The sequence below is a fragment of the Photorhabdus laumondii subsp. laumondii genome (genome assembly GCF_003343245.1).
Taxonomy (GTDB): domain Bacteria; phylum Pseudomonadota; class Gammaproteobacteria; order Enterobacterales; family Enterobacteriaceae; genus Photorhabdus; species Photorhabdus laumondii.
On record NZ_CP024901.1, the window covers coordinates 746032 to 768183 of the forward strand.

Below are 22152 nucleotides of genomic sequence, written 5' to 3' on the forward strand. Positions count from 1 at the left end.
TCATAAATTTTATAACAGGTTTTCAGGATTGATATTCAGTAATGCAAACTTCTCTTTCTGATGCATATATGCAGCGCTTTGCCGGGACTGCCCGTTTATATGGACAAAAAGCGCTTTCTTTGTTTTGCCATTCTCATGTTTGTGTTGTGGGTATCGGTGGTGTTGGCTCTTGGGCGGCTGAGGCTCTGGCTCGTACAGGAATCGGTGCGATCACTCTGATTGATATGGATGATGTTTGTATCACCAATACTAATCGCCAATTACATGCTTTAAAACAGCATATTGGGCAACCAAAAACTGAAGTGATTGCCGAGCGTATTCTGGCAATTAATCCAGAGTGCAAAGTGACTTGTGTTGATGATTTTCTCACACCCGATAATGTTGAAGAGATGATGGCGGCTGGATTCAGTTATGTGATTGATGCTATCGATAGTGTCAGGCCGAAAGCTGCGCTGTTGGCTTATTGCCGTCGCCATAAAATTCCGCTGGTGACAACCGGTGGAGCAGGAGGGCAACTTGATCCTACACAGATTCAGGTTGTTGATTTGGCAAAAACGGTTCAGGACCCTTTAGCGGCTAAACTGCGCGAAAGGCTGAAATCTGATTATCGTGTTGTGAAGAATGGCAAAGGTAAATTAGGCATTGATTGTGTGTTTTCAACCGAGCAATTAGTTTATCCGCAGAGTGATGGTTCTGTTTGCGCCGCGAAAAGTACCGCAGAGGGAACTAAGCGTATGGATTGCGCTTCTGGTTTTGGTGCCGCAACGATGGTCACGGCGACATTTGGATTTGTTGCGGTTTCCCATGCTCTGAAAAAAATGATAGCTAAAGCGCAACGTCAGGGTGATCTTTAATCTTACATATAAGATCTTGCGGCGTTTTGCACGGTATTAATCAGCGACTTGACGCCGTTTAGCCGTGAGCCGCTTATCTGTTGTTCCAGCCCAAGTTGTTGGAACAGCGCCAATAGATTGGTTGTTAAAACTTGTTCCGGTGTCTTGCCTTCTACGGCCGTTAAGATCACTGCCAGCAGGCCTTTTACAATGCGGCCTTCGCTGTCACCATAAAAATGTAAATAGCCATCTGGCAGTAATTGATGCCCTAACCAAACCCGGTTTTCACAGCCGGACATTTCAGTGTCTTGCTGTTTCAAGTTCTCTGGTAATGCGGGCAGTTTCTTTGCCAGTAAGATTAACTGGCGATAACGATCTTCCCATTGGCGGCATTGGTCAAAGGTTGCAATGAGCTGTTGTTGGCTGATTTCCCGGCCAAATGGGTGTGGTGCAATCCGGTTTTCAGTGGCTTGAGTCATAATGTCATTCGTCCTGTAATTCATTCATCCTGTAATAGAGAAAGGCCAAATTTTACTGCCTGAATTAAAGCATCGGCATCTTGTTGGTTGTTGTAAGGCATAAAGGAGGCGCGCAAACAGCCGCTGATACCTAACGCTTCGATCAAGGGTTGAGCGCAATGCTGACCGGAACGTAACGCAATATTTTGTTCTGCCAGAATGGCGGCCAAATCACTGTGATGAATGTCGGTAAAATTAAAAGCCAATAAGCTGGAACCGGCAATGCGATAGCTGATAAATCCGGGTAAAGCGGAGAGTTGTTCTTCGGTATAATCAGCCAGTGTGACTGCATGGGTTTCGGCTTTGGTAATATCAATATCTTTTAACCATTCCAGCGTGGCAGAAAAACCAATAATACCTGCAACATTCGGTGTGCCCGCTTCAAATCGGAAAGGTACCGCTTCGGGTATAAAACCGCTGAATGACGTGTGGGAGAGCATTTTTCCGCCCCCTTGCCAGGGAGGCATAGCATTAAGAAGCTCACTTTTGCCGTAAAGTATACCAACGCCGTTCGAACTATAGAGTTTATGAGCAGAGAATGCGTAGAAATCGATATCTGATTGTTGGACATCAATGGGATTGTGAACAACGCCTTGTGCGCCGTCTACAACGACCAGACAGCCATGTTGGTGTGCTATTGCAGTTATTGCAGCAAGATCAACTGCTCCGCCAGTCACATTGGACATTTGGCTGATGGCTATCAAGCGGGTGTGTTTGTTTAGCAGTTCAGGCAACATGTGGATATCAGGCAATTTGCCATTGCCTAAAGGCCATTTAATAACCTTGGCACCGATTTGCTCTGCCAACATTAACCACGGTATCAGATTGGAATGGTGTTCCTGCTCACTAACGATAATTTCATCATCGGGCTGGAGATGAGGGCGGAAATAACTTTGAACCACTAGATTGAGGGATTCTGTTGTTCCTTTTGTCCAGATAATATTTTCAGCTTGTGGAGCGTTGATGAATTCAGCAACTTGTTGCCGGGCTTGTTCATAGCGGGAGGTGATTTCCAGCGCTGCGTGGTGTTGGCTACGATGTACGGTAGCGCTACTGTTTCGATAATAATCTTGAGTTGCCTTTATCATGGCTTGTGGTTTGAGAGCAGTGGCTGCACTATCCAGAAATACCGTCTGTTGTTGTGATGGTAATTGCTGTGATGGAAATTGTTGTGATGGAAATTGCTGTAGCGCTGGAAATTGCTGGCGGAACTGTTCTGGTTCGAACTTTTTCATAGAAGTATTAATTTTGTTTTAGTGGTGATGGTGCTTAACCATTTGTTTCTGGCTGAAAATGGATGTATCTGTCATCTTTCAAGTTGCCTCTTTGTTGGCTGCGCTCACTCACCCCGGTCACATCGTTATCTATGCTCCCGGGGATTCGCTCCCTTGCCGCTGCGATGCATCTTGAAATCCATAGGGTATAGGTTATTACATGGAATAATATTGCCATGTTCCACGCCTTATGCCAAAAAAAAGCACCGCAACTGCGGTGCATTAAAAAATCACTATGGACAGACAGGGTAAATGTACAGGAAGTGAAAAAACAGTAGCTTGAGCTACAGGGTCCGGTTTCCCAGACAACTTGCAAACACAACATCACAACCACAAAGCCAAAAGTTTCATAGCGTTAAGCTGATTCACTTTTCGTTCCGGCTTAGGAAGTGGCGCCACTATAGGGATTTACTGGTGTATCCTCAATGGACAATTTATAATGATTCGGATTACAAAAACTAATAACTAAATATAAAGAGTTACCGGTATCTCCAACATTACATAAGGGCTCACATGTCCAAACGTTTACCTCCACTTAATGCGTTGCGGGTTTTTGATGCCGCAGCGCGCCATTTAAGTTTTACTAAGGCGGCAGAAGAATTATTTGTGACGCAGGCCGCAGTTAGCCATCAGATGAAAAGTCTGGAGGATTTTCTTGGGTTGAAGTTATTTCGTCGCCGCAATCGATCACTATTGTTGACTGAAGAAGGTCAAAGCTACTATCTGGACATTAAAGAGATATTCACGGCGATAAATGAAGCAACACGTAAACTTCAAGCTAGAAGTGCTAAAGGTGCTTTGACGGTTAGCCTTTCACCTAGCTTTGCTATCCAGTGGTTGGTTCCAAGGCTGTCCAGCTTTAATTTAGCTTATCCCGGCATTGATGTCAGGATACAGGCGGTAGATAGAGAAGAAGATAAGCTTGCTGATGATGTTGATGTTGCCATATTTTATGGTCGTGGAAATTGGCCGGGGTTACGCACTGATCGTCTTTACGCAGAATATTTGCTTCCCGTTTGTTCTCCTTCGTTACTGACTGGAGAAAATTCTTTGAAGACCCCCGCAGATTTGGCGCGTCATACGTTGTTACACGATTCTTCTCGTCGTGACTGGCAAGCGTATGTGCGCCAGCTTGATATGCAGCAGCAGATAAACGTTCAGCAAGGACCGATATTTAGCCATAGTGCAATGGTGATCCAAGCCGCTGTTCATGGGCAAGGTATTGCACTGGCAAATAATGTCATGGCTCGGACTGAAATTGATGCGGGGCGCTTAGTTTGCCCATTTAATGATGTGTTAGTGAGTAAGAATGCATTTTACCTTGTTTGTCATGACAATCAGGCTGAATTGGGGAAAATTGCTGCATTCAGACAATGGGTTTTGGCACAGGCAGCCAGTGAGCAGGAAAAATTGGGCTTTATTACCAATGAGTAAGAGCGGAATAAGGTATTCGAGCTGTAAAAGCTCTCAGATAGAAGAAAAAGGAAGATAACAGTGAATAGTCGCCTAATGCTTATCTTTGCTGGCTTAAGTGGGTTTTTCTATGTGGCGTTTGGTGCTGTAGGGTCACATTTATTATCTCCGATGATGGAAAAATATCAGATAAGTTGGATTGATCTTGGTCTGCAATATCAGGGTATTCACACTCTGGCAATGATGGCGATGTCTGCCATGCTAATGCGTAAAGTTGTGCTCTGGTTTTACTGGAGTGGCGTTTTTTTTGCAGTAGGTATTTTGTTGTTTAGTGGCAGTCTCTATTGTATGGCCTTATTGCAGGTTAAATTTTTCGCTTATATTACGCCAGTTGGAGGATTTAGCTTTCTTATTGGCTGGTTTTTAGTATTAATTGGCGCTTTGCGTCTAAGGAAATCGGCGCTTCGCCATGAATAAAATTGCTTTATATTGCCGCCCTGGTTTTGAAAAAGAGTGTGCAGCAGAAATCACCGATAAGGCGGGCCAAAAAGAGATTTACGGTTTTGCCCGGGTGAAAGACAACAGTGGTTATGTCCTGTTTGAGTGTTATCAATATGAAGATGCCGATCGGCTGATTCGTGAGATCCCATTTCGGGAGCTGATTTTTGCCCGCCAGATGCTGGTCGTGGGTGAATTATTGCGAGATTTACCTCCTGAAGATCGGATAAGCCCGATTGTAGGTATGTTGCATGGTGTCATTGAACGTGCAGGTGAATTACGGGTTGAGGTGCCTGATACTAATGAAAGTAAAGAGTTATTAAAATTCTGTCGAAAATTTACTGTTCCGTTGCGTAATGCTATGCGTCAGGAAAAGATCTTGCTGATTCGGGAAAACGTTAACCGCCCGGTGATACACGTTTTCTTTATCGCTCCGGGTTGCTGTTATGTTGGTTATTCTTACAGTAACAATAATTCGCCATTTTATATGGGTATTCCTCGGTTGAAATTTCCTTCGGATGCACCAAGTCGTTCAACATTAAAACTGGAAGAAGCCTTTCATGTTTTTATCCCACATGACGAATGGGAAGAGCGATTGGCTAGCGGTTTGTATGCAGTTGATTTAGGTGCATGCCCTGGTGGTTGGACTTACCAACTGGTGAAACGGAGTATGATGGTTCATGCGGTAGATAATGGCACGATGTCGAAAAGTTTGATGGATACGGGGCAAGTTAAACATCACAAAGTTGATGGTTTTAAGTTTGAGCCTTCGGCAAAGAACATTTATTGGCTGGTATGCGACATGGTGGAAAAACCAGCAAAAGTGACGCAGTTAATGGTAGATTGGTTAGTTAATGGCTGGTGCCGGGAAGCTATTTTTAATCTCAAATTACCCATGAAAAAGCGTTATGAAGAAGTTGCTCATAATTTGCAGAAAATGCACTTGCAATTAAAAGAAGGGGGTATTAATGCACAAATTCAGGCAAAACACCTTTATCATGACAGGGAAGAAATAACGGTTCATGTTCGTCGTATTTGGTCTGCCTATGCAGCTAGCCGGAATGATTACTGATTCACGGTTGTTCATCATTATTCTGGAATAACTCATAAAATAAGATTTCTTAAAACGCCTCAGTGATATCCTGAGGCGTTTTTTTCAGTATTGAATGACATTATTGCATTTTATCTCTTATACCGTGCGGAGTAAAATGGGTGTATTAGAATGATTTAATTCATTTTTTCAGCTAAGAAAGTATTACATAATACTCCATGTGTGAGGTAATTATGATCTAATGTAACAATGAATATTGTATGACTTATGTGGTAAAATTGTTGATTTTTTAACTTTACTTAAGGTAAATATAAAAAATAAATATATTATTATAAGCGTTTAATTAAACGTGAAATTAATGTTAAATAATTAAATGAATTAATATTATAAAATGAAAAATAATGAAAGAGATTATTTTTTAATTATTTTAATTAATGTTTTAAGTATAGCATTTAATTTTGCTATTAAATGTAAATAATATTTATTTAATATAAATTTAAATCGCTGTTTTATATTTAATATGTTTTTGAATTAATCAGCTATGTTGATAATATTATTTTATATTCAAAAACCAAAAATATAATTTTATTATATTGGGACTGAGTGCTTTATAATAAAGGAAATATTAACTATTCTGTGATATATGTTTTTTATTGATTTAATCAAGTGGTTATTAATTTTTTAATAATATATACCCTATGGATTTCAAGATGGATCGCGACGGCAAGGGAGCGAATCCCCGGGAGCATAGAGAACTATGTGACCGGGGTGAGTGTAGCCAACAAAGGGGCAACTTGAAAGATAACGGGTATATTCATATAACGGCTTGGGATAATCTCCGATTAAAATTATCAAGAATAATGTTATAAGTGTTTTAAAGTTTACTTCATATATAGTTAAATAAATAGATAATTAATTCATAATAAAATACCGCTAAGAAATTAGCGGTATTTTTTTCGTCTTAAATGGTTATGTTATATAAAACAATCGCTTATTTGTTTTATGTTATTTTTATCACGTTTATATTAAAAAAATATGTTAATTGCTTTTTACATAATTAACTTTAGTGTTACGTTTATGCGAAAGGGATTTTAGTTGTTAATTTGTATGACCAGGGGCGGTCTGTTGTTTTCAGGTTTTATTGACTTGTATTTAATTAAATAAAAAGAATTTTATATCTAAGTCCTGATTTTATGGAGAAATATATGTCTTTAAAGAAGAAAATTTCATACTCGGAAGACGTTAGCGGTTCAGAAAAAGCAAATGAGTTGCTGAAATGGTTACAGGCTTATATACCAGGTAAAGACTCTAATATTGTCGTTGAGCATGAGCCCAGTAAAGATGCTGCTAAAGAATTAATCCGGGGTGATTATCGTTGGGGGCATCAGGATGACGATAAATCTAAAGCTTTCCAATTAAAGTATTCTTTCCTGGAGAGTAAGCCGGATAATATGCCGTGGCATATTTCTGAATTTTCAGCATTTAATGAAGCACAAAAAGCTGCTGCAAAACTGTCAATACAATCTTGGGCTGATGTTGCTAATATTAATTTCGTTGAAACCACTGACGCCAAAGAGGCAAATGTTACCTTTGGATTCTTTGATGTTAGCTTGACGGGGAGTTATGCGTTTGCTTATCTGCCAACCCCCGAGAAGACACAGGTAGGAACTTGGTATAACGCGAAAAGCCGTACTTTCTTAAACAACGATATTGACGTGAATGGTTATGGCCGTCAGACGTTTACTCATGAAATTGGCCACACTCTAGGGTTGCAACATCCGGCTGATTATAATGCGTCTGACAAGGTAAGCCCGACTTATAAGAACAGTGCGACTTATTTTGAAGATAGCCGTGCTTATACCGTCATGAGTTATTTTGGTGAGAAAAATACCGGTCAGGACTTTAAAGGTATTTATTCTTCCGCACCATTACTTAACGATATTTCTGCCATTCAGGCGGTATACGGCGCGAATAATACCATCCGTGCTGATGACACCGTATATGGTTTTAATTCCAACACAGATCGTGACTTCTATACCGCAAAAGACGAGAACAGCAAACTGTTGTTCACCGCTTGGGATACCGGGGGGAATGATACGTTTGATTTCTCTGGATTTACTCAGGATCAACGTATCAATCTGAATGAAGCGTCTTTCTCTGATGTCGGTGGGTTGAAAGGGAACGTCTCTATTGCCCGTGGCGTCACGATTGAAAATGCAATTGGTGGCAGTGGTAATGACGTTTTAATCGGGAATGATGCCGCCAATACTCTGAAAGGTGGAGCGGGTGATGACATCATTTACGGCGGCTTGGGAGCGGATAATCTTTGGGGCGGGGAGGGCAACGATACCTTTGTCTACCTGAGCGCCAAGGAATCACCGCCTCTTGAGCGTGATTGGATCCATGACTTTGTTTCCGGTAAAGACAAGATCGATGTGTCACTGTTCGATCTGGGTGAAGCCGGGAAGGGGGGCGTTAAATTTGTAAGGGAATTCACGGGTGAAGTCGGAGAAGCGGTGCTTCGTTATAACACGGTTGATAAGGTGAATGATTTCGCCATTAATTTGGGCGGTGAATTTTCCTACGATGATTTTTGGGTGAAGATAGTCGGAGAGCCAATCTTAGAGTCTGATTTCATTCTTTCATAACACAACAACACAACCGCATCTGATTTTGGATGCGGTTATTTGTTTGGAGGCGGCGTGGTTTTTGCGGCTTGGTATCTGAAATTTGCAGGCTTTGTTGCTCTTATATTCAGCATTATCGGAGGAAGTATGGCGAGTAGTCTTGTTCTCCCACACGCCAGTGAATTGAAAGGCGTGTGGCAATTGTCGGATAAACATCAACAATGCGATGTGTTATTGACTGACCATCCCTTACCAGAGGGATCAATTTGGTCACTTAATGGTGATAACGATTGTTTAGCGTATATGTTTGGCGAAGTGCCTGCCGGTTGGCGACCAACACCAGATGGGCTCACAATTACTGATGAACAGGGGAGTGGTTTGGCTTTTTTTGCTCATGAACCGGATGGTTGGTTTGCTCGTTTTGCCGATGGTCGGGAATTAATGATAAAGCCCAATAAGACGAGTAAGAAAAATGAATAAAGCAGGAAACATTAACATCAGATAGTTATATTTTTAAAAAATAAAAATAAGGAAATAATGTGAAATTACTACTCCCAAAGGATGAAATTACTGATGTCATTCGTGCTCGTAGTCGGGTATTTTGGGCTATCGGGTTGTTCACTGCTTTTATTAACCTGCTGATGTTAGTTCCATCTGTTTATATGTTGCAGGTTTATGACAGAGTATTGCCGTCGGGCAATGAAATCACTTTGCTGATGTTGACGCTGATTACCCTCGGCATGTTTGCCATGATGGGCATGCTGGAATATATCCGTAGCATGATTGTTATCCGTATTGGCAGCCAGCTTGATATGAAGCTGAATAACCGGGTTTATACCGCATCTTATGAATCGAATCTGAAAAATGGCACGACTGATGCCGGTCAGATGCTCAATGATTTAGCCAATATCCGCCAGTTTTTGACGGGTAACGCCTTGTTTGCCTTCTTTGATGCCCCTTGGTTTCCAATCTATCTGCTGGTTATTTTTCTTTTTAACCCCTGGCTTGGTCTGTTGTCATTGGGCGGTGCACTGGTATTGATTGCCCTGGCTGTGTTGAATCAATGGTTATCAAGTCAGCCGTTATCCGAAGCCAGTAAACTCTCTCTACGTTCAGCAAGTCTTGCCAGCACTAATTTACGTAATGCCGAAGTCATAGAGGCGTTAGGGATGTTGCCGGTGCTACGTCGGAGATGGTTTGGATTACATGAGCGTTTCCTGGATTTCCAGCGCATTGCGAGTGAGCGGGCTTCAGTGATTAATTCAGTCACTAAAACAGTGCGTTTGGCCTTGCAGTCACTGATCCTGGGATTAGGGGGCTGGTTAGCGATTGGTGGGCATATTACGCCGGGCATGATGATTGCGGCTTCAATTTTGATGGGACGTGCACTTTCACCGATTGAACAATTGATCCAAGCCTGGAAAGGCTGGAGTGGTGCTCGTTTGTCATGGCAACGGTTAACCCACCTGTTGGAACAACAACCGGAACGCAAACCGGGCATGTCATTGCCTGCGCCAAAAGGAAATTTAGCCGTGGATAAAGTTTCCGCAGCGCCGCCGGGAAGAAACAGTAAGGTTGTTTTGCAGGATATTAGCTTCTCGTTGGATGCCGGTGATGTGATGGGATTAATTGGTCCCAGTGCGTCTGGGAAATCGACGCTTGCCCGGTTACTGGTCGGAATATGGCCGACACAGGAAGGCGTTGTTCGTCTGGATAATGCCGATATTTATCAGTGGAATAAAGATGAACTGGGCTCCTCAATCGGTTATTTACCGCAAGATATTGAGCTATTTGGCGGCACTATTGCTGAAAATATTGCCCGTTTTAATGCAGTAGAACCCGAAAAGGTGGTTCAGGCGGCAAAGAAAGCGGGTGTTCATGAGCTGATATTAGCACTTGATAAGGGCTATGACACCGTGATTGGTGCTGGCGGAGTGGGATTATCTGGTGGGCAGAAACAGCGCATTGGCCTTGCTCGTGCGCTATATGACGAGCCGTCATTGGTGGTGTTGGATGAGCCTAATTCCAGCCTGGATGAGGCAGGGGAAAGAGCATTGAATGAGGCGATTTCTCAGTTAAAGGCACAAGGAAAGACAGTGATTGTGATTACTCACCGCACCTCATTGCTATCACAGACAAACAAAATATTGCTACTGGTTCAGGGGAAAATGAAGATGTTCGGTTCATCTCAACAGGTGATGGCCGCTTTATCACAAAGGAATAATAGTCAGGAACATTCTGCAACCAAGGCAGTCGCCCAGGCATCATAGGTAAATGTGCATTTAATTATAATAATATCAAATAGCTGAGACGGAGATTTCTGTCCGGGAGTGGATATGTCTGATCAGATTACGCCGGTAAGAGAGGAAAAAGGATTATTGCCTTTGGAAGAAAGGCATTTTTTACGACTAGGATGGTTCGTGATTGGTGTGGGGATCCTGGGATTTCTCATTTGGGCCGCGTTAGCACCGTTAGATAAAGGGGTGGCATCTTCAGGTGTGGTGGTGGTGGATGGTAATCGTAAAACAGTTCAGGCCCCGGCAAGCGGGATTATCAGTCAGATTAAGGTTGTTGAAGGCGAAACAGTAAAAGCGGGTCAGACACTCGTCCAGCTCAGTCAGGTGCAGGCAAAGGCACAGGTTGATGCACTTCAAGATCAACTGCATACCACGCTGGCAACGGAAGCCCGTTTATTAGCCGAGCAGCATGGTGATGAAGCGTTAATTTTCCCCGACCTATTACAGCAATTACACTCTGAACCGCGGGTGAATGAGATTATTGAACTGCAAAAGCAACTGTTTGTATCACGCCGTGAAGTGCTGAGAAGCGACTTGGCAGGGCTTGAGCAGTCTGTCGAAGGAATAGATTTCCAAATTAAAGGGCTGAAATCTTCTTTTCTCAATAAACGCATGCAGCAGGCGGCGCTTAAAGAGCAAATAACTAATCTGAAATCTTTAGCGGATGAGGGCTATTTTCCGCGTAATCGTTATCTGGAACTGCTGCGTGAACAGGCTGAGCTCAACAGCAGCATAGCGGAAATGGAAGGACGAGCCGGTCAGCTTGAAAAACAATTACAGGAAACACAGCAGCGTATTATTCAGCGCAAAGCAGACTATCAGCGGGAAGTGCGCACACAATTAGCCGAGGTGCAGGTCTCTGCCAGTGAATATAGAAATAAGCTGGATACAGCCCAGTTTGAACTGACTCATACCTCAATTGTTGCGCCGGTTGATGGCACTGTTGTGGGATTAAATATTTTTACCCAAGGGGGGGTTGTTGCTCCCGGCGAAAAACTGATGGAAATTCTGCCGGACCAGAGGGCGTTTGAAGTGGAAACGCGTGTTGCGGTTAATTTGGCAGATAAGATTAGTAAAGGGTTGAATGTGGATCTGATGTTTACCGCTTTTAACCAGAATCGGACGCCAAAAGTTGAAGGAAAAGTTGCCGTGATTTCCGCAGATAGGTTGGTCGATCCCGCAACCAGTCAACCTTATTATCAGATGAGAGTGGTTGTCTCTCCTGAGGGAATGGAAAAACTGAAAGGGTTGGATATCAGGCCAGGAATGCCGGTTGAGGTTTTTGTCAAGACGGGTTCCCGCTCTCTGTTAAGTTATCTGTTTAAGCCATTGCTGGATCGGGCTTCAACATCGTTGATAGAGGAGTAATGATGAAACGGAATAATGCTTCTTTATCAATGGGTTTGCTGATTCTTGTCTGTGTCAATCTGTTCTCTTTTCCTGCATGGGCATTGAGTTTGACTGAAGTTTATGCGCTGGCGTTAGAAAATGATCCGATTTTTCTCGCCGCCGTGAAAGAGCGGGAAGGCGGTGAGGAACATGAAAAGATCGGCAGGGCAGACTTGTTGCCTAAGGTGATAATGTCTTACCAGCAGTCACCGAAGAATTGGCAACATACGGAGTATCCCAGGTATAACTTGCGGGGCGGGAAGACAACCGAAAGCCAGGATCGCCAATATCGCAGTTATAGCGCGGCTGTTGTGTTGACTCAGCCGTTGATCGATTTTGAAATATGGGCGCGTTATAAAGCCAGCCAGGCTCACACTTTGATGAGCAATGAGCGTTTTCGGGCAGATTTTCAGCAATTGGCTGTTCGGGTCGTGAATGCTTACGTAGATGTGGCTTATGCACAGGATCAGATTGATTTAGTCATACGGCAGAAAATGGCTTATGAAAAACAACTGGAACTGAATAAGAAGTTGTTTACTTCTGGTGAAGGGACGCTCACTGATGTGGTAGAAACACAATCGCGTTACAGTCAGGCGATTGCCGATGAGATAGCGGCCAAAGATGATTTGGATGCAGCAATCCGAAATTTACAGCTCATTGTGGGGGTTTCTCTCCCGGTTGATTTACCGGTGCAACGGTTATCAAATAAAAAACGATTCCAGATATTGAAGTTGTTACCTGAACGTTATGAGGCGTGGGAAGAGTTGGCATTAGCCAACAATCCGCTTCTGTCCGCTTCGCGTCAGGAAGTGAAAGCCGCGTACCATGAAGTGCAACGTAATCGGGCGGGCTATTTACCTAGGCTGGAGTTGTACGCTTCCCACTCTGAAAACGAATCCAGCAGCGATAATACCATAGATCAAAAATATCGCACCGATACCATTGGCTTGCGGATGAGCATGAATATCTATAATGGTGGTGCTACGTCTGCCGCTGTACGTCAGGCGGCGGCCCACTATGGCAGGACTAAATATGATCTTGATGCTCAGGCGGGAGAAATCCTTAATGCATTACGCCGCAATTATAATCAGTACTTAAATAGTGAAAAAAGAATTAGTGCTTATGAAATGGCGGTTGAATCAGCTAGCTTACAGGTAGACGCAACCAGTAAAAGCGTTGCGCTTGGGCAGCGGGTTAATGTGGATGTCTTGAATGCTGAACAGCAGTTATATACTGCCCGACGTGATCTCTCACAAGCAAAATATAATTATATTAAGGCTTGGATCGGCCTGCTTAGTGAGGCCGGAGAATTAAAAGGCGAACATCTGGATAAGGTAGCGAAGTATTTTCGTTAGGTTGCTATTGTCAGCCGGAGTTGTTGCAAATTACCCTTTAAAGCCAGATCGGTACGTAATGACGCAACTTCCCGGCTGATAAACGCGATTTCTTGATTGGATTCTAGTTTATTGCGCCATTTCTCGGGTTGTTGGTCGAGGTGTTGGAACAGATTATCCAGTGTACCGGCCTGTTGCAGTAAAGTGGCAGCGGTTTTCGGGCCGATCCCCTGGATCCCCGGAATTTTACTGCTACTGATCCCCGCCAGCCCCCAATAATCAGGCAATTGTTCCGGTAAAACCCCAAATTCTTGTTGAACAAAGGGCATATCCAACCAGCGTTTCTGGAAGTAATCACGGATACGGATATTGGGTGAAAGTAATTGGCAATAGCCTTTATCAGTAGAAACAATCGTTACGTTGTGACCGGCCGCAGTGACTTTTACTGCCAGTGTTGCTGCCAGATCATCAGCTTCATGCCCTTTGGCATGCCAGCAAGTGACTCCTTGTTGCTCAAACGACGCTCTGATTTGCGGCATTTCTTGTTGCAGATTGTCAGGCATGGGTGAACGACCAGCTTTGTAGTCAGGTAATATCTGGTGACGCCAACTGTGATTGCGATTCTCTTCATCGAATACTGCGACGGCATGTGTGGGATGAGAATGTTGGATAAGTTGCCTTAGCGCATGTTCACAAGCAGGAATGCATGGGCTGCCCTGTACAGCATGAATGCGTCGGATAAGGTTAAGAGCATCAACAATAAGAAGGTGTATCATATGGGATCACTTTAAATAACATAATGCTCCATCCGTGGAGCGTGGATATTTTTTCAGATAATTTTATTTGATGATTTCGTAGCAAGGTTCGTAGGCAGTACCTCCCGGTAGTTTCATTCGGTGCTGTTCCACAAAGTCTTTCAGTAGCTTATCCATATGGCGCATTATTTTAACATCCCCGTGGATTTTGAATGGACCTTGTTGTTCAATCGATTGAATACCCATCTCTTTTACATTGCCTGCAACAATTCCGGAAAAAGCCCGGCGCAATGACGCTGCCAGTTTTTCAGGTGACTGATCAGGATAGAGATTGAGGTTAGCCATGTTTTCATGTGATGGTTCAAACGGTTGTTGCAAATCATAATTGATCTTCATTGACCAATTAAAACTGTATGCATCACCGGTACTGTGGCGATTATCTCTCACTAATGGCATCGCTTTTTTCATTATTCTGGCAACTTCAGGCGCATTATCAATGATGATGTGATAATAGCGTCGAGTCTCTTTGCCCAATGTATGAACAATAAATTCGTCCAGAACTTGGAAATAGGCTTCACTCTGCTTCGGTCCGGTAAGAATCAATGGCAGTATTTGCTCCTGATTTTCTGGATTCATCAGAATACCTAGCAAATAAAGTAATTCTTCTGCTGTACCAACACCACCTGGGAAAATAACGATACCATGAGCAATACGAACAAAAGCTTCCAGACGTTTTTCGATGTCTGGCATGATAATTAGCTCGTTCACTAATGGATTTGGGGGTTCAGCCGCAATGATTGAAGGCTCGGTAATACCAATAAAACGGCTATTTTTGTAATTCTGTTGGGCATGGCCGACAGCCGCGCCTTTCATTGGTGCTTCCATTGCTCCGGGGCCACAGCCGGTACAGATATTCAGTCCACGTAACCCAAGTTGATTACCGACTTTACGGCCATACTGATACTCTTGCTTACTAATTGAGTGGCCTCCCCAACAGACGATCATGTTGAGATCTTCATCGGTATGCAGTGCTCTGGCGTGGCGCAGAATAGAGAATATTCTGTTGGTGATATACGCGCTATTCTCTGAATCGGAATAATCCTGTTGTTCTGGATCGGTAATCTGTGTATGAACGAACAAGATATCCCGCAGCACTGCGAACAGGTTAGCTTGTAGTGAATGAATAATTTTTCCATCAACGAATGCATCTTCTGGTGGATCCACCAGCTCCAGTTTTACCCCGCGCTCACGGCGCAATACGTTAATCTCAAAATCGGTGTATTTAGAGAGCAGCTCTTTGCTATTATCGGTTTGGCTACCTGAATTGAGTACGGCCAGTGAGCAATTACGGAACAGGCGATACAGATCACTTTTTGCGGTACTCTTTAGCATATCTACTTCAAGTTGAGATAATAAATCCATCGAGCCGAGTGGGTTGATATGTGTGATCAAGAATGACTCCTTGTATACCGTGTATGGATTACATATCAATATCACTAAACTGAATGTATTACATGCCCTATTTCAGCTTATTTTTCACAAATTGCGCTTAGGAAAGCAGATTTAAAATGGATTTATTGACGTGCCAATCGGCCTGTTGCTGGAACAAAGCCTTCACTATTTGTACGCCACGGATTGATATCTAGCCCCCCACGACGGGTATAACGAGCGTAGACTGAGAGCTTTTCGGGTGCACATAATTGTTGTAAATCGCTGAAGATACGCTCGACACATTGCTCGTGAAACTCATTGTGATGCCGGAATGATATCAAGTAACGTAACAATGCTTCCCGATTGATTTTTGACCCTTTGTAGTGAATCTGGACAGATCCCCAGTCAGGTTGATGAGTGATCAGGCAATTAGATTTCAGCAGATGGCTAACCAAAACTTCTTCTACCTGCGGGCCTTGCGCTGCATTTTGCAGATAATGACGATTGAAATCATATTCAGTCACTTCAATGTCCTGATCATCAATACATTCACCTGTAAAAGTGGAGATTGGCTGATTATTGAAATGATCTAAGTGATGAAGTGCCACTTCCACCTCACCTTCAGCACAAGCAGCCAGATCGCGCTGTAGTGTTTCTTCGACGGCTTGCCAGTTTTCAAAACGAGTCTGATTAAAGCTGTTCAGATAGAGCTTAAAACTTTTAGATTCAATCAGGTTTGTGCTTGCTGCATTTAAACTAACATGCCCGACAGCAACTTGTGGCAAACCGCGGTTATTCAGCCATGACAGCTCATACAGTGTCCAGATATCAGCGCCATGAAACGGCAAATTATCAGGGAAAATTTCCAGCGGTTCACGGTTCATATTGCGGGGTACAGCTTGCAATAAGCTGGCATCATATTGGTCACGATATAAAGTGGTTTTACCTAGCGTAAGCTGCTCAAGAGCTTGGTGATCCCGATATAATGACATGTTATTCCTCAAAATCTGATAGTAGTGATGGCTTAAGTTTAGCAAGTTAGCGCGTTTGTCTGAATTTTATTTATGCGCTCAATTCATTATATTTGGTTTACCATGACATGATAATCACCCCTAACAGTTACCGGTTGAAAATAATATGATTTCTAATGTTACAGAAGCGTTGTCTAATTTTACCCGTTGTTATGTTGATTTGTGGCAAAAGGAAACCGGGGCCCCTCCTGCCAGCCGTGAACTTTATGGTGTGCCATCACCTTGTATTACCCAGACTGGTGACAACATCGTTTATTGGCTGCCACAGCCTTTTCCTTTAGAGGAAAAGTTGAATAGCGTCGAAGTTGCACTGGATATTCAATTACAACCGGCAATTCATGATTTTTATACATCACAATTGGCCGGTGATATGACGGTAACGTTTGAAGGTCAACGGCTTAGTTTGATTCAGGTTTGGAGTGAGGATGATTTTATCCGTTTACAGGAAAACCTGATAGGACATTTAGTGACGCAGAAACGGCTGAAACTGTCGCCAACGGCATTTATTGCGACGATGGAATCAGATGATATGGGTATCATTTCTCTGTGTAATTTGACCGGTGAAGTGATCTTGGAACAGTTTGGCAGTCATAAACGAGAGCGCTTATTTACCGACTTAGTTGGGTTTCTTGGCGCAATTGAGCCTGTCTTTATGCGTTAGGCCCCGATTTTTAACGCTGCCTTTGTGAGATATCTCTTACACTTCATGTAAGAGATATCATTGTTTACTTTTGTGAGTTTCACATTAGTTTATTATTTTCATTTTATTTCAATAGGCTATAAATAATCACAGATTTTGTTTTCTGTCCTGACTTACTGGTTCCATTATGTGTAGCTTGTTTCATCGAATGAATTAATTCATTCTGTCCTCAGCAGGAAAGGAATCATTGCGCACAATTTCTCAAGGACAGATGAGTGATGATGGTCAGGATGACAAATGCATAACAGGATCGTATGCAACATAAATAAAATGATGGGTAACGGATAACCAATTAGGGACAATTTGTCAAGGAGTGAGCAGGGAGCATATTATTAGCGGGATTGCTATAAAATCAACTTAAGGGGAGCGCTTGTGCGCTCCCTTCTCTTATTCACTGGAGCAAGCAAATTTTCAGCTTAAGGGGTATCGATGGTATTCTTGCTAACTGGGTTGTTTTGAGTAAAAACTGAGTCAGGCTGAAAATATGAGTACTGCAAAACAAATTCTGCATAAATTACAGTTAATTGAAGAAGCCATGAGGGAAATTGACCTGTGGCAGAGCCATCCGCCCAAACCGGAAGCTTTCGAAAGTGTTGAGCCGTTTTCCATTGATCGGATGTTAGCTGAAGAGTGGTTGCAGTGGGTATTGATTCCGAGAATGTATGCATTGTTGGAGCAGGGATTGGCGTTGCCTACGGCATTTGCTATCGCGCCTTACTTTGAGGAGTCTTATAAAGAAGATACTACCGGGCGTTACCAGCAACTGTTTGAACATCTTCGTGCGTTGGATCGCTTATTTATGCAGGATAACGTCTGATATGTTGGAAGTGTTATACCAGGATGATCATATTGTGGCAGTTAACAAGCCAGCGGGGTGGTTAGTTCATCGTAGCTGGTTGGCGCGTCATGAAACGGTCTTTGTTATGCAGACATTGCGTGATCAGATTGGTCAGCATGTTTTTCCGGTACACCGTCTGGATAGACCAACGTCTGGCGTATTGCTGATGGCGCTTTCCAGCGATGTTGCTCGCCAGCTCTCTCAACAGTTTGAACATCATCAATTACAAAAAACTTATCATGCTGTCGTGCGCGGTTATGTGTTGGAATCAGCTATTATTGATTACGCTTTGGTTGAGGAGCTGGATAAGATCGCCGATAAATTTGCAGAGGGTGATAAAGAGGCCCAATCCTGCGTGACTTATTACCGACCACTGGCAACGGTGGAGTGTCCGGTAGAAATAGGTCGTTATCCTACATCACGTTTTAGTTTGTTGGAATTGACACCGAAAACAGGTCGAAAACATCAATTAAGACGCCATATGGCACATATTCGTCACCCCATTATTGGTGATACAACACATGGCGATTTACGGCAAAACAGAGGCGTTGCTGTTCATTATCAAACCAGCCGGTTAATGCTTCATGCCAGTTATCTTGAGTTGGATCATCCTGTTACGGGGGAGAAATTATCGCTTACGGCAAAATGGGATGCATCATGGCAGCATTTAATACAACAATTTGGCTGGCAAGGTATTATCCCCGATTTGGAATATGATGAAGCGAGTAAGATAGAAAATTTTATAGATTAGGATATTTTCAAAGAATACCTGTTGCCTTTATCTCTTAATTATTTTAATTAAGAGATAAAGGCAATATTAATATATTATTAGCAAAGGTTGATAATATATAAATTTATTGGTTTTTGCTGATTATATTATTATTTGAATTGATTATTGAAAGAAAAATAGTCGAGATAACTATTGAAGAGATAAATAATATTGTAAATCCAGCAATGATTTCTTCAATGCCAACACCTAAATAAATAGTATAAAAAAGGATGATCATAGTAATAAAGACATAAATCCCTGACTGCATACCCAAAGTATAAAGAGAGTTTTTTGAATGTAATCCTAGATAAGAGAAAAAAACAGGTTGCATAATGGTATTAGCTAAAAATACCATAATTGTGAATAGTAAATAGAGTATGCCAGAATTTATCATAATGCCAAGTAAACAGAATCCGAGGGAAAATAATTGCATGATATTACCTACCATGATTCTTTTGGTTAAAAGTGCGGATTTAATGATTTTCATGATGCCAATTGCACAGGGGAACCATATAGCTTTTAAAGCCAGTGAAATAGATAATTGAAGCAATAGAATAAATAAAAGCAGCAAAAAAATCTGCTGATGTACGGGAATTTAAACCTAAAAGAGAGAAAATAACGGGAATTGAAAATGGCAGGCTTAATAACGCCAGGCTTAAAATAGAAAAATCACTATTCGTTTTCTTTTCATTGCCTGCGGTTATAAGAATATTTCTTCCCATTATAACAATAAATCCACTTATTACTCCCCATAATATTCTATGCGGAGTATCCAGCCAAACTGGAATAAATGTTGTTTCTTTTGCAAAGAGAATGCAGTTTATCGTTGTTAGTAATAAAAAGAAGCCAAAAATATTTCTTTCAAAAAAAGAAATATTCATTTTTCGAATAAAAAAGGATACGGTCATACATCCCAGAGATAACCCCAATAAATAGGAAAAAACAGGAATATAAGCGTTTAAAATCATGCTTCCATCTTTAAGCACGGTATCTACCCAAATCATCAGGCCAGATGAGACGGTAATATTTGCGGCACTTAATAGTATACTTAGCACAACAGCTCTATTGTTAAACATGGTGATGGTTTTCCTTATTTAGTGCTTATTTTTGCCATTCTATTAATCTCATTATGCTATTATTGATCTTGAAGAAAAGGATATAGTCATTTTTCATATTAATATCAATATCATCAACTAAAGTTGTTTAAAAAAGTGATTTTAACACTGAATTATTATTGATTAAATAACTTGATTTAAGACGACGTCTTTACGGCGGGGAGCAGTCACGATCCTGTTTACATGACAGAGTGAACTTAATAGTGGCAATATTTGATTTGATACGACGACTTAGCTGGTAAAGGTAATTATCCCTGATTTGGGAAGGGTTGAGTTTTCTGCTGTTGCCAGCGAGGATAACTAATAATTCCTTTAAAAAGAGATAATAATTATGGCAAAGATAGGTATTTTTGTTGGTACTGTTTATGGTAACGCGCTTGCTGTCGCAGAAGAAGCACAGCAGATCCTTGAACAACAAGGTCATGATGTAGAAGTCTTTGAAGAAGGGGAGCTGGAACAGTGGCAATCCTATCTTGATCAAATGGTTTTAGTTATCACTTCAACAACCGGGCAAGGGGATTTGCCTGATAATATTCGGCCTCTTTACTATGCTTTGCGAGATGAGCAGGGGTATCAGCCAGAATTACGCTATGGCGTGATCGCTTTGGGTGATAGCAGTTACGAGAATTTTTGTGGTGGTGGCCGCACTTTTGATGAGTTGCTTCAAGAGCAAGGAGCAATAAGAATCGGTGAAGTTTTGATGGTGGATGCAGTGGAAGAAGCTGAACCGGAAGTTTTTGCTCAGCCTTGGATCAGGCAATGGGGAGAATTAATTGAATAATTACAATACACCGCTTATATCGAATAGGATATAAGCGGTGTAATTAATAGAACTGTTTTATTTACGGGTTAGTTTTTCCAGATCGGCTTCAATCTCGGCAATTTTGTTGGCAACAACGTGTTCAAGATGACGTAGGTCATCGAGGATTTTGTGTTTCAAGTCGATTTCTACTTGGTCACGTTTGCAAATCTGATCCAACTCTTCAATCACATAACGCAGGTTGGTATTGATTTCGTTGATCTCTTTGTATCCTTGCTCTGCATTGTTTGCAGTCACAGTTTTGCGCTGGCGCGGATATTTGAATTTCACGCTTTTAGCAAAGAATTCACCTTTATCCTTACGAAAATAGATTTTCAGAATATCGTTGTTAGCTTCTTGACGCAGACTATAGCGGTCAATTTCTTCGGGATATGTGATCCCCAGACTCTTTAAGTTATCGTACATGGCACCACCTTAAGGGTATTTTTCCCAGTAGGTTATTCTATGCGTCATTTTGAATCCGGATCGTCTCCGAATACCTTACGTACTCTGTATATGTTTCGGAGCGTACACGTTGTCCGTATTCAAACTGCTTATATTAATAACACTAACTGAGGTCGGTAATGATGATAAAAAGCAAAAAAATAGCGGACTTATTTATTATCCGCTATTTTAAAGTTTAATCTATCGATCTGAGTAGTTCATTAATGCCCACTTTTCCTTGTGTTTTGGCATCCACTTTTTTGACAATGACAGCACAATACAGGCTGTAACTACCATCTTTTGATGGGAGGTTGCCAGAGACAACAACAGAACCCGCAGGGACTCGACCATAATGGATTTCTCCTGTTTCACGATCATAGATTTTGGTGCTTTGACCAATATAAACACCCATTGAAATCACTGAACCCTCTTCGATAATCACACCTTCTACAATTTCAGAACGGGCACCAATAAAGCAGTTGTCTTCAATAATGGTTGGGTTCGCTTGCAATGGTTCTAATACGCCGCCGATGCCGACACCACCAGATAAATGGACATTTTTACCAATTTGGGCACAGGAGCCGACTGTTGTCCAAGTATCTACCATTGTTCCTTCATCAACATAAGCGCCGATGTTGACATAGGAAGGCATCAGTACGCAGTTACGGGCAATAAAGGCCCCTTGACGTGCTGCCGCAGGAGGCACTACACGAAAGCCCTCTTTTTCAAATCTTGTCTGATCATAGTCAGAGAATTTCATCGGGACTTTATCGAAATAACGGCTTTCTGTGCCATCGATGATCTGATTTTCATTAATACGGAAAGAGAGCAGTACAGCCATTTTTAGCCATTGATGAGTGACCCACTGACCGTCAATTTTCTCTGCAACGCGCAGTTTTCCACTATCCAGCAGGTTGATGACTTGAGTAACAGCATCACGTGTTTCATGGTTGACAGTTGCTGGAGTAAGCGTTGCGCGGTTTTCAAATGCACTTTCGATAATGGATTGTAATTGCTGCATTGCATCGGTTCCTTG

Annotated in this window: 23 protein-coding genes; 13 read left to right on the forward strand and 10 right to left on the reverse strand. The window is 42.2% G+C overall.

What is annotated here, in order from left to right; genetic code table 11:
- Window positions 1-41 precede the first annotated feature (41 nt).
- Window positions 42-854: a tRNA cyclic N6-threonylcarbamoyladenosine(37) synthase TcdA gene (tcdA, locus tag PluTT01m_RS03330; RefSeq protein ID WP_011145025.1), complete on the forward strand. Its 813-nt coding sequence runs from the start codon at window positions 42-44 to the stop codon at window positions 852-854.
- Between the two features lie 2 nt (window positions 855-856).
- Here the strand turns inward: tcdA and csdE are convergent, their stop codons facing one another.
- From csdE to PluTT01m_RS26800, 3 genes are read right to left on the reverse strand one after another with little or no spacing between them, the layout of a single operon-like run.
- Entirely contained in the window at window positions 857-1312 is a 456-nt protein-coding gene (csdE, locus tag PluTT01m_RS03335) for a cysteine desulfurase sulfur acceptor subunit CsdE (protein ID WP_011145026.1), read from the reverse strand.
- A 20-nt stretch (window positions 1313-1332) separates the two neighbouring features.
- A complete protein-coding gene (gene csdA / locus PluTT01m_RS03340) occupies window positions 1333-2586 on the reverse strand; it encodes a cysteine desulfurase CsdA (RefSeq protein WP_011145027.1) in 1254 nt (417 codons plus the stop codon).
- A 34-nt stretch (window positions 2587-2620) separates the two neighbouring features.
- Entirely contained in the window at window positions 2621-2803 is a 183-nt protein-coding gene (locus PluTT01m_RS26800) for a hypothetical protein (RefSeq protein ID WP_041379909.1), read from the reverse strand.
- 335 nt (window positions 2804-3138) lie between these two features.
- Here PluTT01m_RS26800 and PluTT01m_RS03345 point away from each other — a divergent pair, with 335 nt between their 5' ends.
- From PluTT01m_RS03345 to PluTT01m_RS03380, 8 genes are all read left to right on the forward strand, one after another.
- Entirely contained in the window at window positions 3139-4059 is a 921-nt protein-coding gene (locus PluTT01m_RS03345) for a transcriptional regulator GcvA (RefSeq protein WP_011145028.1), read from the forward strand.
- A 60-nt stretch (window positions 4060-4119) separates the two neighbouring features.
- Window positions 4120-4515 carry a DUF423 domain-containing protein gene (locus tag PluTT01m_RS03350; RefSeq protein ID WP_011145029.1) on the forward strand — a complete coding sequence of 132 codons (396 nt, stop codon included), beginning with the start codon at window positions 4120-4122 and terminating at the stop codon, window positions 4513-4515.
- Complete coding sequence (rlmM, locus tag PluTT01m_RS03355; RefSeq protein WP_011145030.1) at window positions 4508-5608, forward strand: 23S rRNA (cytidine(2498)-2'-O)-methyltransferase RlmM; 1101 nt, start codon at window positions 4508-4510, stop codon at window positions 5606-5608. The genes PluTT01m_RS03350 and rlmM overlap by 8 nt, the downstream gene beginning before the upstream one ends.
- A gap of 1172 nt (window positions 5609-6780) precedes the next feature.
- A complete protein-coding gene (gene prtA, locus PluTT01m_RS03360) occupies window positions 6781-8235 on the forward strand; it encodes a serralysin (RefSeq protein WP_265737285.1) in 1455 nt (484 codons plus the stop codon).
- 54 nt (window positions 8236-8289) lie between these two features.
- Window positions 8290-8694: a protease inhibitor Inh/omp19 family protein gene (locus PluTT01m_RS03365; RefSeq protein WP_011145032.1), complete on the forward strand. Its 405-nt coding sequence runs from the start codon at window positions 8290-8292 to the stop codon at window positions 8692-8694.
- Window positions 8695-8753: 59 nt separating this feature from the next.
- Window positions 8754-10484, forward strand: a complete 1731-nt coding sequence (locus PluTT01m_RS03370) for a type I secretion system permease/ATPase (RefSeq protein WP_011145033.1) — start codon at window positions 8754-8756, stop codon at window positions 10482-10484.
- A gap of 66 nt (window positions 10485-10550) precedes the next feature.
- Window positions 10551-11879: an HlyD family type I secretion periplasmic adaptor subunit gene (locus PluTT01m_RS03375; protein WP_041379910.1), complete on the forward strand. Its 1329-nt coding sequence runs from the start codon at window positions 10551-10553 to the stop codon at window positions 11877-11879.
- Window positions 11879-13255: a TolC family outer membrane protein gene (locus PluTT01m_RS03380; RefSeq protein ID WP_011145035.1), complete on the forward strand. Its 1377-nt coding sequence runs from the start codon at window positions 11879-11881 to the stop codon at window positions 13253-13255. The genes PluTT01m_RS03375 and PluTT01m_RS03380 overlap by 1 nt, the downstream gene beginning before the upstream one ends.
- Here PluTT01m_RS03380 and xni read toward each other — a convergent pair.
- The 3 genes from xni to queF form a co-directional block, all read right to left on the reverse strand.
- Window positions 13252-14010, reverse strand: a complete 759-nt coding sequence (gene xni / locus PluTT01m_RS03385) for a flap endonuclease Xni (RefSeq protein ID WP_011145036.1) — start codon at window positions 14008-14010, stop codon at window positions 13252-13254. The two genes, PluTT01m_RS03380 and xni, sit on opposite strands and share 4 nt — an antisense overlap.
- A gap of 63 nt (window positions 14011-14073) precedes the next feature.
- Window positions 14074-15441 (reverse strand): nucleotide 5'-monophosphate nucleosidase PpnN, encoded by a 1368-nt coding sequence (ppnN, locus tag PluTT01m_RS03390; protein ID WP_011145037.1) that lies wholly within the window; start codon window positions 15439-15441, stop codon window positions 14074-14076.
- A 122-nt stretch (window positions 15442-15563) separates the two neighbouring features.
- Complete coding sequence (gene queF / locus PluTT01m_RS03395) at window positions 15564-16412, reverse strand: NADPH-dependent 7-cyano-7-deazaguanine reductase QueF (protein WP_011145038.1); 849 nt, start codon at window positions 16410-16412, stop codon at window positions 15564-15566.
- Between the two features lie 145 nt (window positions 16413-16557).
- On the opposite strand from queF, the gene syd reads away from it, so the two are divergent.
- The 3 genes from syd (at window position 16558) to truC (ending at window position 18740) form a co-directional block, all read left to right on the forward strand.
- The gene (gene syd, locus PluTT01m_RS03400) at window positions 16558-17112 is read left to right on the forward strand and encodes a SecY-interacting protein (RefSeq protein WP_011145039.1); all 555 of its coding nucleotides are present in this window, start codon (window positions 16558-16560) and stop codon (window positions 17110-17112) included.
- A 523-nt stretch (window positions 17113-17635) separates the two neighbouring features.
- Window positions 17636-17968 (forward strand): YqcC family protein, encoded by a 333-nt coding sequence (locus PluTT01m_RS03405; RefSeq protein WP_011145040.1) that lies wholly within the window; start codon window positions 17636-17638, stop codon window positions 17966-17968.
- Window position 17969: 1 nt separating this feature from the next.
- Window positions 17970-18740 carry a tRNA pseudouridine(65) synthase TruC gene (gene truC / locus PluTT01m_RS03410; RefSeq protein WP_011145041.1) on the forward strand — a complete coding sequence of 257 codons (771 nt, stop codon included), beginning with the start codon at window positions 17970-17972 and terminating at the stop codon, window positions 18738-18740.
- 103 nt (window positions 18741-18843) lie between these two features.
- Here the strand turns inward: truC and PluTT01m_RS03415 are convergent, their stop codons facing one another.
- Window positions 18844-19245 (reverse strand): hypothetical protein, encoded by a 402-nt coding sequence (locus tag PluTT01m_RS03415; protein WP_041379911.1) that lies wholly within the window; start codon window positions 19243-19245, stop codon window positions 18844-18846.
- Window positions 19232-19834 (reverse strand): hypothetical protein, encoded by a 603-nt coding sequence (locus PluTT01m_RS03420; protein ID WP_011145042.1) that lies wholly within the window; start codon window positions 19832-19834, stop codon window positions 19232-19234. Before PluTT01m_RS03420 ends, PluTT01m_RS03415 begins: the two co-directional genes overlap by 14 nt.
- A 370-nt stretch (window positions 19835-20204) precedes the next feature.
- Here PluTT01m_RS03420 and PluTT01m_RS03425 point away from each other — a divergent pair, with 370 nt between their 5' ends.
- On the forward strand, window positions 20205-20654 hold the full coding sequence (locus PluTT01m_RS03425) for a flavodoxin (RefSeq protein WP_011145043.1): 450 nt from the start codon (window positions 20205-20207) through the stop codon (window positions 20652-20654).
- A 57-nt stretch (window positions 20655-20711) separates the two neighbouring features.
- On the opposite strand, the gene PluTT01m_RS03430 is transcribed toward PluTT01m_RS03425, so the two are convergent.
- Both PluTT01m_RS03430 and dapD read right to left on the reverse strand, forming a co-directional pair.
- Window positions 20712-21098, reverse strand: coding sequence for a DUF3461 family protein (locus PluTT01m_RS03430; protein ID WP_011145044.1), 387 nt, complete (start codon window positions 21096-21098; stop codon window positions 20712-20714).
- A gap of 214 nt (window positions 21099-21312) precedes the next feature.
- Window positions 21313-22137 (reverse strand): 2,3,4,5-tetrahydropyridine-2,6-dicarboxylate N-succinyltransferase, encoded by an 825-nt coding sequence (gene dapD / locus PluTT01m_RS03435; protein WP_011145045.1) that lies wholly within the window; start codon window positions 22135-22137, stop codon window positions 21313-21315.
- Window positions 22138-22152: the final 15 nt, after the last annotated feature.

Coding starts and splice junctions, on each gene's coding strand:
- queF (WP_011145038.1), bottom strand. CDS start 16,412: ATGTCATTATATCGGGATCACCAAGCTCTTGAGCAGCTTACGCTAGGT.
- dapD (WP_011145045.1), bottom strand. CDS start 22,137: ATGCAGCAATTACAATCCATTATCGAAAGTGCATTTGAAAACCGCGCA.
- PluTT01m_RS03425 (WP_011145043.1), top strand. CDS start 20,205: ATGGCAAAGATAGGTATTTTTGTTGGTACTGTTTATGGTAACGCGCTT.
- PluTT01m_RS03405 (WP_011145040.1), top strand. CDS start 17,636: ATGAGTACTGCAAAACAAATTCTGCATAAATTACAGTTAATTGAAGAA.
- tcdA (WP_011145025.1), top strand. CDS start 42: ATGCAAACTTCTCTTTCTGATGCATATATGCAGCGCTTTGCCGGGACT.
- syd (WP_011145039.1), top strand. CDS start 16,558: ATGATTTCTAATGTTACAGAAGCGTTGTCTAATTTTACCCGTTGTTAT.
- xni (WP_011145036.1), bottom strand. CDS start 14,010: ATGATACACCTTCTTATTGTTGATGCTCTTAACCTTATCCGACGCATT.
- truC (WP_011145041.1), top strand. CDS start 17,970: ATGTTGGAAGTGTTATACCAGGATGATCATATTGTGGCAGTTAACAAG.
- PluTT01m_RS03430 (WP_011145044.1), bottom strand. CDS start 21,098: ATGTACGATAACTTAAAGAGTCTGGGGATCACATATCCCGAAGAAATT.
- PluTT01m_RS03415 (WP_041379911.1), bottom strand. CDS start 19,245: ATGAAAATCATTAAATCCGCACTTTTAACCAAAAGAATCATGGTAGGT.
- prtA (WP_265737285.1), top strand. CDS start 6,781: ATGGAGAAATATATGTCTTTAAAGAAGAAAATTTCATACTCGGAAGAC.
- PluTT01m_RS03375 (WP_041379910.1), top strand. CDS start 10,551: ATGTCTGATCAGATTACGCCGGTAAGAGAGGAAAAAGGATTATTGCCT.
- PluTT01m_RS03420 (WP_011145042.1), bottom strand. CDS start 19,834: ATGTTTAACAATAGAGCTGTTGTGCTAAGTATACTATTAAGTGCCGCA.
- rlmM (WP_011145030.1), top strand. CDS start 4,508: ATGAATAAAATTGCTTTATATTGCCGCCCTGGTTTTGAAAAAGAGTGT.
- PluTT01m_RS26800 (WP_041379909.1), bottom strand. CDS start 2,803: ATGGCAATATTATTCCATGTAATAACCTATACCCTATGGATTTCAAGA.
- csdA (WP_011145027.1), bottom strand. CDS start 2,586: ATGAAAAAGTTCGAACCAGAACAGTTCCGCCAGCAATTTCCAGCGCTA.
- PluTT01m_RS03380 (WP_011145035.1), top strand. CDS start 11,879: ATGATGAAACGGAATAATGCTTCTTTATCAATGGGTTTGCTGATTCTT.
- PluTT01m_RS03345 (WP_011145028.1), top strand. CDS start 3,139: ATGTCCAAACGTTTACCTCCACTTAATGCGTTGCGGGTTTTTGATGCC.
- csdE (WP_011145026.1), bottom strand. CDS start 1,312: ATGACTCAAGCCACTGAAAACCGGATTGCACCACACCCATTTGGCCGG.